Below are 12,992 nucleotides of genomic sequence, written 5' to 3'. Positions count from 1 at the left end.
GGAGCCTTTGCCTTCTTTTCAGAAACCTCTCTGCCCTTACGTACCAACTGGTTAAATGTAGGCATGTTTTTCCTCCTTTCAAATTTAGTGGAATTGATAAACTTCGCTTCGCACTCCTCCGCACCCTTACCTATAAAAGGGCGCAGTTATAGAATGCTCCACGATTTATTATTATAAACCACGAGACGGCGATTTGTCAAGGTTTTTTTCGGGTTTTATCGCGTTTTGCGCATTTTCGGCGCATTGCACCTAACAAAGGAAATTATTCCCCGAAACAAGGGTTTTTAAACCAAAAAGTGCCGGTGGGCACTCCCTCCCGCCTTTGGAAACGTCCGTTTTTTCAAGCGTTCATCAACGGCGGGACAAAGAAGTTTTCTGTAAACCCCAAAAAAAGCGAACGCATTACGCGTCCGCTTTTTCCTCACTCTTCTCACCCCCGGCGGCGAGCTTCTTCTGCAGCTCCTCTCTGCCGACGGCAAGCATAAGCTTTATTCTGTTCTCCTGATTGACCTTCGGCGCGCCGGGGTCGTAGTCGATAGTCACGATGTTGGCGTTCGGGCGGATCTCCTTTATCTTGCGGATAGCGCCCTTGCCGTTGATGTGGTTTGGCAGGCAGCCGAACGGCTGGGTGCAGACGATGTTCTCGTAGCCGGTGTCGGCAAGCTCGATCATCTCGGCGGTGAGCAGCCACCCCTCGCCCATCTTGCTGCCGTAGCCGATTACGCCCTTGACAAGCTCCTTGGTGTGGGCGTACTGATGCGGAGGAACGAAGTTGAACCGCTTTGCCGCCTCGACCATCAGCGTTTCGAGCTTGGTCACGTAATCGAGCAGAGCCTTGCAGAATTCGTACTTGAGGCGGTTGCCGCCGAACATCTTGTAGTCCTCAAGGCGGTTGTCGACCTTGAACGAGGCAAAGCCCATCAGACCCGGAACGCAGACCTCGCAGTCCTGCTCGGCGAGGAAGTCCTCAAGACCGTTGTTAGCCATCTTGGAGTATTTGACGTAGATCTCGCCGACGATGCCCACCTTGACCTTGGGCACGCGGTTGACCGGGATCTTTGAGAAATCCTTTGTCAGCTTGTGAAGCGTCTCGTCGATCTCCTCGAGCGTGTAGCCCTTGCCCTCGATGAGCATTTCAGCCAGACGGTCGCTCCATCTGTCGACAAGAGCCATCGTCTCGCCCTTGTTCACCTCATACGGCTTTATCTGGTTGGCGAGGAGCATGAGCTGGTCGCCGTAAACAAGACCGCCGACGAAGCGTCTGATAAGCGGAAGTGTGAGCGAAAAGCCGGGGTTCTTCTCCATTCCGAACGAGAGAGAGATGACCGGCACGAACTCAAAGCCCGCCTTTTTGAGAGCCTTGCGCAGCAGGAAGATGTAGTTTGACGCGCGGCAGCCGCCGCCTGTCTGGGTTATCATGAGGGCGGTTTTGTGCACGTCGTATTTTCCGCTCTGCAGGGCGTGGATGAACTGACCGATTACGAGCAGCGCCGGATAGCAGGTGTCGTTGTGGACATATTTCAGACCCGTCTGAGCGATTTCGGGGCCTGTGGTCTCGAGCAGCTCCGCCTTGTAGCCGTAGTGGACAAAGACGTTTTTGAGCATTTTAAAATGTATGGGCGCCATGTTGGGCATGAGTATCGTATACTCGCGCTTCATCTGCTTGGTAAACAGCAGCCGCCCTGTTTTTTTGTCATACTTCAAATCTGCCATAAGTATTCCTTCTGTCAGTCTTATTAGTTGGTAGTTGGTAGTTGGTTAGTTGGTAGTTTATAGTTGGTAGTTTATAGTTGGTAGTCGGTAGTTTGCAGTAAATGAAAAATACTGCTTGGAGCGAAGCGAACCTTCACTGACCGCTAATCGTTATCGATCGCGGCGAGCAGGCTTCGGATCCTGATCTTGACCGCGCCGAGATTTGTGATTTCGTCTATCTTGATCTGCGTGTAGATCTTGTTCTTTTCCTCAAGTATCTCGCGAACCTCGTCGGTCGTGATAGCGTCAACGCCGCAGCCGAAGGACACGAGCTGCACAAGCTCCATATCCCTGCGCGTGGTGACGTACTTTGCCGCCGCATACAGACGCGAATGGTACGTCCACTGGTTGAGAACGCCTGTGTGGAAGCGGTCGACGCGTGAGGAAACAACGTCCTCGCTGACGATCGCGACGTCAAACCCCGCGATGAGCTTGTCGATACCGTGGTTGATCTCGGGGTCGATGTGGTAGGGTCTGCCCGCGAGAACAAAGATTTTCTTGCCGTCGTGCTCAGCCTTGCGGATGATCTCGTCGCCCTTAGCCTGAACCTTGGCGCGGTAACGCTCCTGTTCCTCGTAAGCCTTCTTCGCCGCGACCCTCACCTCGTTGAGCGTGATGTCCGGGAAGTAGAAGCTCAGGCGCTCGTACGCCTTCTTGGGGAAGTCCTTGGGGCGGTGGATGCCGAAGTACTCCTTGATGAAGTTGACCTTCTTGACGTCCTTCATGTTGTTGCGGATAACCTCGGGGTAATAGGCGACGACGGGACAGTTGTAGTGGTTGTCGCCAAGGTGCTCGTCGAAGTTGTAGGACAGGCACGGATAGAAGATCGTCTCTATCCCCTCGTCGATCAAAGTCTGAACATGACCGTGCATGAGCTTTGCCGGGAAGCAGACCGTGTCGCTCGGAATGGTCTGCTGACCGCGCTGATAGAGCTTGCGGTTCGAGAACTGAGAATGCACGACCTCGAATTTCAGCTCGGTGAAGAAGCGGTACCAGAACGGGTACAGCTCGAACATATTCAGTCCCATCGGGATGCCGAGCTTGCCGCGGATTCCCTCAACGGGACGGTAGGTCTCGAGCAGGCGGAGCTTGTACTCGTACATATTCATGCCGGTAGCCGGCGCTTTTTTTGTAATCGGACGCTCGCAGCGGTTGCCCGCGATGAACTTTCTTCCGCCGCCGAAGGAGTTGATCGTAAGGCGGCAGTTGTTGTTGCACAGGCCGCAGTTCGTCACCTTGATCTCGTGAACGAAGTTCTGCAGCGCCTTTGAGTCCGAAAGGCTGCTCTTGCCGCTGCCCTTCGACTTTTTCATGGAGTAGAGCGCCGCGCCGTAAGCGCCCATCAGACCCGCGATGTTCGGTCTGACAACCTCTACGCCCATCTCCATCTCGAACGCGCGGAGCACCGCGTCGTTGAGGAAGGTTCCGCCCTGAACAACGATTTTCTTTCCGAGCTCGTCGGGGCTCGAGGCGCGGATAACCTTATATAATGCGTTCTTGACAACGCTCAGCGACAGACCTGCCGAGATGTCCTCGATGGTCGCGCCGTCCTTCTGAGCCTGCTTGACGCTGGAATTCATGAATACAGTGCAGCGCGAGCCGAGATCTACGGGACGCTTTGCGAACAGACCGAGCTTTGAGAACTCCTCGATGCCGTAGCCGAGGGCGTTCGCGAAGGTCTGCAGGAAGCTGCCGCAGCCTGAGGAGCATGCCTCGTTGAGGAAGATGTTGTCGATCGCGCCGTTGTGGATCTTGAAGCACTTGATGTCCTGTCCGCCGATATCGATGATGAACTCGACGTCGGGCATGAAATATTTCGCCGCCGTGAAGTGGGCTATTGTTTCTACAATGCCGTAGTCGACGTCGAAGGCGTTGCGGATAATGTCCTCGCCGTAGCCCGTGACCGCGGACGATGCGACGTCGAGGTCGGGGTTGATCGCGTAGACCTCCTCGAGGAACGCCTTGATGATCTCGACGGGGTTGCCCTTTGAGGGCAGATATTTTGAGTAGAGCATCTCACCGTCGGAGTTGAGCACTACGCCCTTGACGGTGGTTGAGCCGGCGTCCATTCCGATATATGCCCTGCCCTTGTAGCCCTTGAGCTCCTTCTGCTTTACGTCCGCCTTTGAGTGGCGCAGGCAAAAGCTCTCGTACTCGCCCTTGCTGATAAAGAGCGGCTGATTGAAGGCGAAGTTGCCCGAGCCGTGGTAGTTTTTGACCGCCTCGATGACAGCGTCGAAGTCGATTGGCTGCTCCGCGCAGAGAGCCGCGCCGCAGGCGACGTAGTAGAGTGAATTTTCGGGGCAGATGCCCTTGGTGCCGAGGGTGCGGTCAAAGCAGTTGCGAAGCTCGCTCATGAAGGTCAGCGGGCCGCCGAGGTAGACGATCTGTCCCTCGATCTCTCTGCCCTGCGCGAGTCCCGCGACGGTCTGGCTGACAACTGCGTTGAAGATGCTCTCCGCGATGTCGCTCTTGCGCGCGCCCTGGTTGAGCAGCGGCTGAATATCCGTTTTCGCGAACACGCCGCAGCGCGAGGCGATGGTGTATGTCTTTTCGTACTGCTTCGCGAGGTCGTCCATCTCCTCGAGAGGGACGTTGAGCAGGGTCGCCATCTGGTCGATAAACGCGCCCGTACCGCCGGCGCAGGTGCCGTTCATCCGCACCTCGAGACCGTTTGTGAGAAAGAGAATCTTCGCGTCCTCGCCGCCGAGCTCAATCACAACGTCCGTGCCCGGAATAAAGGTATTCGCCGCGACTCTGGTGGCGTAAACTTCCTGAACAAAGTCGATGCCGCAGTCCTGGGCGACGCCCATTCCCGCGGAACCCGAAAGCGCGACAAGAGCCTTATCCGCTCCGTCGATCTCGCGGCGGACGCGGTCGAGCAGCTCGGCGATTTTGTCGGTGATCTGGGAATAATGGCGCTCATATGTGCTGTAAATCAGCTTGTTGTCCTCATCAAGCACGACGCACTTTATTGTGGTCGAGCCGATATCAAGTCCTAATCTCAAAAGTCCGCCTCCTAAACCTCATCGCGGTATTGCCTTGATAATTTTATGCGCGGGTTTCTTCGCCGAGAAAGCTCCCGACATAATTCGACAAGAAGCGATAAAAAACCCTAAAATAATCCATAATCAATTTATTATAATTCTTTTTCGCCGTTTTATAATTCTGTTTTCGAATTATGTGCCTATATTAATGATTATATCATCATTGACAAAAAGGAACAACGGTCAAATTTTGGATTTTATACATTTTTATACTAAATTGTACATTTTCCGACAACACAAAAAACCGAGGTCTGAGTTTTCATCAGACCTCGGAATAATAAAATATTTACGCTTCCTTGACTCTCAGGATAACCGAGCAGTGCGCCGGGAGCTTGAGCTCCGTACCGCTCAGGCTCGCCTTTTCCTTGCCTGTTGACAAGTCTGCGACGAGCTCGGGAGACTTGAGCATTTCGTCTGTGATCGTGAGCTGCTTTGAGTTCTCCGCGTCAAAGTTGTGGAGCACCATGACCTGCTTTCCGTCGTACTCGGTGATGAACGCACCGACGGTATCGTCGCCCATATCGGGAGTCGATACCACCATGCCGCGCTGGATTTCGGGATTCTGGAGCTTCGCCTTGATTATTTTGCGGTAGAAATTGAGCAGCGAATCCTTGTCCTTGAGCTGCTGCTTAACGCCGCCGTTTGTCGGAGGTTCAAAGGTGTCGCCGGCGCCCTGTACGTAGATTTTCGGCATATCGTCGCTGTCAAAAACCATCGGCGTGCGGTAATTCGCGTCGCCCGAGGGGTTCGGCGCGGTCATGCCGATCTCTTCGCCGTAGTAGGTGAAAGAGTTGCCCGGGAAGAGCATATAGACCGAGGCGGCGAATTTTTCGTAGTCAAGACCCTTCGACTCGAGGGCGTTTGCGATGCGCACCTGGTCGTGATTCGAGAGGAACATCGCGTTGATCTCGTCGGGATTAGCCTTGCGCATCTTCTCATCGTAGCCGCTGACCTTGGAAACGAGAGCCTTGCCCTTCTGGGTGTTCATGAACTCGACGATCGTGCCTGAGGTGGTGGCGTACTTGAACGCGAACTGGCTGTCGATGCCGCTCTTGTACAGCTCCTCGATGTCCGCATCGCCCGACCAAGTCTCGCCGACGATGTAAACGTCGGGATTGATTCCGCGGCAGGTCTTTACGAACCACTCGAGGAACTCCTCGCCGTTTGTTTCCTTGTTGGTGTAGAACTTGCAGGCGTCGAGACGGAAGCCGTCAACGCCGCGGTCGAGCCAGAACTTGGCTATCTTGGTGAACTCCTCGCGGGTCGCCTCGGAGTTGAGGTTCCACTCGGGCATGGACTGCGAAAAATTCGCCTCGCAGGCGTAGTCGCCGAGGGCTACGACCTGTGTGTCGGGGCTGAAATAGTCCTTCTTGTGGATCTCAAAATACTTCGCGTTGCCGTCGAGGTTGCCGTCGACGACCTCCATCGCCGCCTGTGTGAAGAGCGGGTTCTGCGAGGAGATGTGGTTGAGCACGAGGTCAATTATCAGCTTGATTCCGCGCTTGTGGCACTCCCCGACGAGGGTGTCGAAGGTTTCGAGCGTGCCGAAGGCGGGGTCGATGTCGTAGTAATTCTCAACGTCGTACTTGTGGTAGGAATGCGACGGCATGATCGGGGTGAGCCAGATGCCGTCGATCCCCAGATCCTCGCCCGTATTTGGATCACCGTCGTTGAGGTAGTCGAGCTGTGAGATGATTCCCTGCAGATCGCCTATAGCGTCGCCGTCGGAGTCGCAGTAGGACTGGGTGAAGATTTCATAGAAGTTGCGGTACTTGTCCTTGGACGCTTCCGCCTTGCGGCTGTCCATAACGTCGCCGCTGCAGCCCGAAAGAACGGCTGACGCGAGCAGCAGCGCGCACAATAGAAGGGAAATAATTTTTTTCATAGAAACACCCCGTATATCAGAGTTGAGTTTTATCGTTCCTTTGTCAAAGAAATGGGATTGGTATGAGTCTGATGAACACTTCCCGCGTAAACGGGCAGCTTGATTTCATCGAACCCATAGTCCGCGAAATAAAAAACGCGAAATAAAAAACGCGAAATAAAAAGAGGCGGCAGCCGAAGACTGCCGCCCGTAAGAGCATATGAGTTTGATAAAGAGAATTAACCCTTTACGCCGCCCGCGGTTACGCCTTCTACATAATAGCGCTGCATGATGAGGAAGAGCGTTGTAATCGGAATAGCAACCATTACGGAGCCCGCGAGGAACTGCTTGTAATACTCGTTGATAAACTCGGCGCTTACCATGGACTGCAGACCGATAGCTACGGTGTACAGCTCACGCTTATCGCCCATGATGATCTTAGCCAAGATGAAGTCGCACCACGGACCGATGAAGGAGGTCAGTACGGTGTAAACTACGATAGGCTTTGACATCGGGAGAATGATCTTCCAGAAGATCTGGTTTCTTGTTGCGCCGTCGATTGTAGCGGCTTCGTCGAGAGCACGCGGAATGGTGTCGAAGAAGCCCTTTGAAATCTGGAAGCCGAGGCCTGCGCCGGAGCTGTAGCAGATTACGAGAGCGATAAGGTTCTGGTTAAGACCCATAGCCTTGAGGAGGTAGTAGATAGCGATCATGGTCATGAAGCCGGGGAACATACCGAGGATCATGGCTACATTCATCAGCTTTTTACGAGCGCCGAATCTCAGACGGCTGAAGGTGTAGGAAACAGCCAGAACGGAGATCGTGGAGATAATGCAGCTGAAGATAGCTACTACGAAGGTGTTAATGAACCATCTGGGGAAGTTGATCGATGAAGAACCCGCGCTTGTGAAGAGCTTGATGTAGTTGTCAAACGTCCACTCGTGAGGAATGAGGTACGGAACCGTAGTCATTGACTCAGCACGGAAGGAGTGCATAACCAGGTATACAAACGGTGATACCCAGATAATACCGAGGATCGCAAGGAGAAGATAGATGAAGAAGTTAGCAATGCGTCTTCTGAACTTATAGCTTTTTATCATGAGAACGCCTCCTCATCCTTCATAGACTTCGAGTTGTTGTATACGATCAGCGAGATAGTCGCGCAGACAATGAATACGAGAATACCGATTGCCGCCGCGAGACCGTAGTCCTGGGTATCCATGGACAGCTTGAACAGCCATGTAACAAGGATATCGGTACGACCCGCCTGATAGTAATCCTGCGTGGTGGGACCGCCGCCTGTCAGCAGGTAGATAACGTTGAAGTTATTGATATTGCCGACGAATGTGGTGATCAGCTGAGGTGTGGTAACGAAAATCATGTACGGGAGAGTGATGGCGGTGAAGGTCTTGACGGGAGTAGCGCCGTCGATACGCGCGGACTCGTAAAGATCCTCAGGAATGTTCATCAGAATACCGGACATTGAAAGAATGGTATAAGGAATACCAACCCAGATGTTGACGATTACAACCGTCGCACGTGCCATGAAGGTCGTGCTGTTGAGGAACTGGATCTCTATCGTCTCCGTTCCGCCGAACAGGTGGCTGATATCGGTCAGAAGAACGTTGATAGCACCGTTGACCTGGAGCATCTGGTTCATGAGAAGCAGGGATACGAACTGGGGAACCGCGATAGCGATAACGAAGAGAGTTCTCCAGAGACCCTTGAACTTGATACCCTTCTTGTTGATCATCAGAGCGACGATCATACCGAGGATATAGTTTGTGAAGGTAGCGAGAACCGCCCAGAGGAGCGTCCAACCGGTCAGCTCGATGAAGGTCTTGCCCTTCTTGGCGCCCTCAACGAGGTTGAAGAGCGAGCCGAAGTTGTCCATTCCCACCCATGTGAACAGGGTTCCGGGAGGCATGTGCTGCTTGTCGTAGTTTGTGAACGCGATAAGGATCATGAAGATGAGCGGGAGGATGTTGAAAACAGCGATCATCAGCACGGGGAAAGAAAGAAGTGTGATGTGATACTTGCCGTCCAGGAACTCCTTGACGTCATGTCTGAGAGAGGTGGGCTTTTCGCCGTTTTCTCTCATTACCTGATGCTTATATGCGTCCTTGATATTTGCGATGTAGATGGCGAATACAACTACCGTGATAACGATGGTAAGTACGGAGTAAAGCAGGATAAGCATTGAGTTGTCGCCGAATACCTGCTTCGGGATACCGTTGACCTTCTGCATGGAAGTCTGTACGGTACCGAGGGTACCGAACTTGGAGATGTACTGCCAGCCGAAGAGTGTGATGTAGAGAATATAGAGCACCTCGGTAATGAAGAAGAGGATACCCTTGTAGTATTTACCCTTGTGCAGGTCGCCCACGCCAAAGATCAAATACGATAATTTAGTCGCCCAGTCACCCTTTGCGAAGGTGGTGCCGTAGTTCTTGAAGCCCTTGCCGATACCGGTGAAAAATTTCACGATGGCCTTGCCGATGCCAACGAAGAAACGTCCCACCGATTTGGGAATTGACTTGAGAACCTTCTTGAAGTTGTAAGCAAACCTCTGGAAAGGATTGAGCATTTTATATTCAACAAATGTCATATAAGCTCTCCTTTGAATAATTTGAAAATCTCTCTTTTATTACGGGTATACACCAAACTAATAATATTCTATTACGTTTTCTCCCATAATAAAACATTATTCGTTTGGTGCAGTCGAAAACGTAAATCAGCCGGCACTTCGGGGCACCGCAGAGCAGCACCCCGAAGCTTAATTCCGGGTAATAAAATATTCAGATGTTTGTTGTGCGATTAGCCTTCGTCACGTACGTTGGCAACGGTGTCCTTGAGGAGCTTGGAGAAGTAAGCCGCGTCGTCGGGATCGGTGTCGTCAGCTACGAGCTTGTTGCCGAGGTTGCCCATCGGATCCCAGAATGTGGGAGCGATGTTAACCTGTACGCAAGCGTTCTCGGACTGCTGCTTGATAGCCTGCTGAACAGCGCTCTTTGTTACAACGTCCATACCCTGTACGTTCTTGTTGGAGGGACCCCAGCCGAGCTTTTCAGCTCTCTGCTGCTGGCAGGTCTCACCTGCGAGGTAGTATGCGAGAACCTGAGCTGCTGCGGGGAACTGGGAAGCAGCGTTAACGCCGATGTACTTATAACCGAAGAGCGAGATGAGCTGCTTGTCGGTGCCGTCAACATTGATGGTGGGGAGCTTGGCTGCGCCGAAGTTGTCCTTCAGAGCATCCTGGTCAGCGTTGGTGTTCCATGAACCGTCAACGCCTGCGCCGAGTGTACCGGTCGAGAAGCCGGAAGCTACCTGAGCGTTGTCAAGAGAGGTGAATGTGCCCTTGTACTCGTGCATGAGCTTGGAGAACGCCTGCAGAGTCTTGACAGCCTCAGCCTCGTCATAATCTGTGAACTTCTGGGTTACGCCGTCTTCCTCGAGGCCGTCGATCTTAACGCCGGCGGTGAAAGCGAATGTGCAGCCGTAGAAGCCGTTGCCGCAGTTGAAGATGAACTTCTTGCCGGCTTCCTTACAAGCAGCGAGAACGTCCTCGAGCTTGCCTGCCTGCTCGTCGGAAACAACGGTCTTGTCGTATACGAGATAGTAGCCGTTATCGTTGGTCTCGGGATAAGCGTAAAGGGTATCCTGGAGAGTACCGGCGGTAACGCAAGCCTCGGAGTTCATGTCTGTAACAGCCTTGGCGAACGCTACGGGAGCGATAACCTTAGCGTCAACGAGCTTGTTGAGCTGGTCAGATGCAAAGCTGAATACGTCAGCAGCGGTGGAAGCGTCGTTCATGAGCTGTGTGCCCGCGTCGCCTTCGCCCTGTGCTACAACTTCGATCTTTGTGAATGTCTTTTCGGGATAAGCAGCCTTGAAGGCCTCGATCTGCTCTTTTACAAGAGATACGGCCTTATCGGGAGCCCATACCTTCAGGGAGATGTTGTCCTCGTCGCCGAACACGGAAACATCTACAAGGTTAGCGTCCTTGACCTCAGCGCCGCCGTCATCGGAGCTGCTCTGAGTGTCTGATCCGCTTCCGCCGCTCTCGGTGTTGCCACCGCCGCCGCAGCCGGCAAAAACTGTTGCGGTCATCATGCCTGCCAATAAAATGGCGAGAATCTTTTTCATTGGAATTTCCCTCTTTCAAAAAAAATATTTTTTCGATGGAGCAAATTGCACAAAGGGCAGTCCGCTTCACTAATTAAATAATATCAAAAAGCGGAGCAAATTGCAACTGGTTTTGTAATTTTTAACTAACTTGTTAAAACTTTACTATTTTTTTGTTTAAATTCACACTACATTTTAGATAAATTTATCTTTTACACAAATTATATGATGATTTTTTGTAGAGTATTACCGTTGATCCCTTGTGCATTATGCTCAAGCGACCTTTCTTGATTTAAGGGAAAAGCACGATTTGAACCCTTTGCGGCGGCGGTTTTTCAGAGAGGCTAAAAATTTTCTCTATTTTTTTAGTGAAAATTAACCAATCTTGCATGATTAATAATTTTTTGCTCTTTTGCCGCCTGAGGTTGTAATCTATATTATTTACTGGTATAATATTTACAGCTTGCGGCGCGCTGTTCTGATCGGCGCCCTGTATGAACCAAAACACAAAGGAGCGATTTTTTATGAAGCTGTACGACCTTCTGAGGGACGTTGAATACACCGTTGTCCGCGAGGGCAACCCCGAGATAAGCGATATCATTTACGACTCGCGAAAGGTTAGCCCCGGCACCGTCTTTGCCGCGCTCAAGGGAGCTGCCGCCGACGGTCACAAATACGCCTGTTCCGCCATCGACAAGGGAGCCGCCGCTCTCGTTATCAGCGATGACCTTGACTTTGATATTCCCGACGGCGTCGCCGTTGTGAAAACCGACGACACGCGGCTTGCTCTCGCGCTAATGAGCCGGGCGTTCTTTAATTACCCCGAGCGCGAGCTGAAAACCGTAGCTATCACCGGCACTAAGGGCAAGACGACCACCGCCGCGATGATCGCGGAAATTTTTGAGCAGGCGGGTATCAAGGCGGGCACTATCGGCACCCTCGGCATTGTCTACGGCGGCAATACCTACAAGACAGACAACACAACGCCGGAGTCCTATGAAATCCAGAAGGCAATGCGAAACATGGCTGACGCGGGAGTCAAGGCGTTCGTCATCGAAGCCTCGTCGATCGGTCTTAAGGCGAGCCGTCTCGCTGGAATGACCTTTGACGCTGCCGTGTTCACAAACTTCTCGAACGACCACATCGGCGGAGTCGAGCATAAGGACATGGCGGAGTATCTCTACTGCAAGAGCCTGCTCTTCCGTCAGTGCAGAAACGCCGCGGCTAATATCGACGACCCGGCGTGGGAGAAAATCACCGCGGACTTCAAGGGCGATATCCTGACCTACGGCTTCTCCGAGGGCGCAAAGCTCCGCGCCAAAAACGACAGGCTTCTCTCGGATAACGGCTTCATCGGAGTTCATTTCGAAACAGAGGGGCTGAAAAATCTCTCGCCCGACGTCGGTGTTCCCGGAAAGTTCAACGCCTACAACGCTCTCGCTGCGATAAGCGCGGTCTCGTTCTTTGACATTCCCGACAAGGCTATACTCGACGGACTGAAAATCGCCCACGTCAAGGGCAGAGTCGAGCCCGTCAAGGTTCCCGGAAATTACTCGCTGCTGATCGACTACGCGCACAACGCTCTCTCGATGGAGAACGTGCTTACGACCCTGCGGCAGTACAAGCCAAACCGCCTTATCACCATGTTCGGCGCCGGCGGCAACCGCCCGAAGGTGCGCCGCTATGAGATGGGCGAAACCTCGGGCAGACTGAGCGACCTCAGCGTTATCACCGAGGATAACTCCCGTTTTGAGGACGTAATGGACATAATCGCGGACATCAAGACCGGTCTTCACAAAACGGACGGCAAGTACGTTGTCGTGCCCAAGCGCAAGGAAGCGATACGCTATTGCATGCTCAACGCGCAGGACGGCGACATCATCGTCCTCGCGGGCAAGGGTCACGAGGATTACCAGGAAATCAAAGGCGTAAAGTACCACATGGACGAGCGCGAGCTGATCGCGGAAATAATCGAAGAAGAAGGACTTTGATCAATTGACAATGGACAATGATCAATGGACAATTATGGGTCGCTCCGCTCCGAATATAAATCGGGTGCGGGCAGCGCCCGCCCGCAATTATTCATTTTTCAGTTTTAAGTTTTAAGTATTCATTAATATACTTAAACTATACCCCATAAAATGGACACGTGTAATTTAGGAAATCCGGCAGACGTCCCCGAAAAGCGGACAGGTGCGAAAAGC

8 protein-coding genes are annotated in these 12,992 nt (G+C 52.6%); 1 reads left to right on the top strand and 7 read right to left on the bottom strand.

Annotated elements, in window-relative coordinates; genetic code table 11:
- Positions 1 to 402 precede the first annotated feature (402 nt).
- The 7 genes from JKK62_RS04490 to JKK62_RS17345 form a co-directional block, all read right to left on the bottom strand.
- The gene (locus tag JKK62_RS04490; protein ID WP_201427061.1) at positions 403 to 1,713 is read right to left on the bottom strand and encodes a 2-hydroxyacyl-CoA dehydratase; all 1,311 of its coding nucleotides are present in this window, start codon (positions 1,711 to 1,713) and stop codon (positions 403 to 405) included.
- A gap of 143 nt (positions 1,714 to 1,856) precedes the next feature.
- Positions 1,857 to 4,760, bottom strand: coding sequence for an acyl-CoA dehydratase activase (locus JKK62_RS04485; RefSeq protein WP_201427060.1), 2,904 nt, complete (start codon positions 4,758 to 4,760; stop codon positions 1,857 to 1,859).
- 325 nt (positions 4,761 to 5,085) lie between these two features.
- Entirely contained in the window at positions 5,086 to 6,684 is a 1,599-nt protein-coding gene (locus tag JKK62_RS04480) for an alpha-amylase family glycosyl hydrolase (protein WP_201427059.1), read from the bottom strand.
- Between the two features lie 218 nt (positions 6,685 to 6,902).
- Entirely contained in the window at positions 6,903 to 7,763 is an 861-nt protein-coding gene (locus JKK62_RS04475) for a sugar ABC transporter permease (protein ID WP_201427058.1), read from the bottom strand.
- Positions 7,760 to 9,271 carry a carbohydrate ABC transporter permease gene (locus tag JKK62_RS04470; RefSeq protein ID WP_201427057.1) on the bottom strand — a complete coding sequence of 504 codons (1,512 nt, stop codon included), beginning with the start codon at positions 9,269 to 9,271 and terminating at the stop codon, positions 7,760 to 7,762. Before JKK62_RS04470 ends, JKK62_RS04475 begins: the two co-directional genes overlap by 4 nt.
- Before the next feature lie 209 nt (positions 9,272 to 9,480).
- A complete protein-coding gene (locus JKK62_RS04465) occupies positions 9,481 to 10,809 on the bottom strand; it encodes an extracellular solute-binding protein (RefSeq protein WP_201427056.1) in 1,329 nt (442 codons plus the stop codon).
- 271 nt (positions 10,810 to 11,080) lie between these two features.
- Positions 11,081 to 11,296 (bottom strand): hypothetical protein, encoded by a 216-nt coding sequence (locus JKK62_RS17345; protein ID WP_207752135.1) that lies wholly within the window; start codon positions 11,294 to 11,296, stop codon positions 11,081 to 11,083.
- 16 nt (positions 11,297 to 11,312) lie between these two features.
- Here JKK62_RS17345 and JKK62_RS04460 point away from each other — a divergent pair, with 16 nt between their 5' ends.
- Complete coding sequence (locus JKK62_RS04460) at positions 11,313 to 12,779, top strand: UDP-N-acetylmuramoyl-L-alanyl-D-glutamate--2,6-diaminopimelate ligase (protein WP_201427055.1); 1,467 nt, start codon at positions 11,313 to 11,315, stop codon at positions 12,777 to 12,779.
- Positions 12,780 to 12,992: the final 213 nt, after the last annotated feature.

The sequence above is a fragment of the Ruminococcus difficilis genome (assembly GCF_016680995.1).
This window is presented reverse-complemented; position numbering and strand designations above follow the sequence as displayed.

Coding starts and splice junctions, on each gene's coding strand:
- JKK62_RS04490 (WP_201427061.1), bottom strand. CDS start 1,713: ATGGCAGATTTGAAGTATGACAAAAAAACAGGGCGGCTGCTGTTTACC.
- JKK62_RS04480 (WP_201427059.1), bottom strand. CDS start 6,684: ATGAAAAAAATTATTTCCCTTCTATTGTGCGCGCTGCTGCTCGCGTCA.
- JKK62_RS04475 (WP_201427058.1), bottom strand. CDS start 7,763: ATGATAAAAAGCTATAAGTTCAGAAGACGCATTGCTAACTTCTTCATC.
- JKK62_RS04470 (WP_201427057.1), bottom strand. CDS start 9,271: ATGACATTTGTTGAATATAAAATGCTCAATCCTTTCCAGAGGTTTGCT.
- JKK62_RS04465 (WP_201427056.1), bottom strand. CDS start 10,809: ATGAAAAAGATTCTCGCCATTTTATTGGCAGGCATGATGACCGCAACA.
- JKK62_RS04460 (WP_201427055.1), top strand. CDS start 11,313: ATGAAGCTGTACGACCTTCTGAGGGACGTTGAATACACCGTTGTCCGC.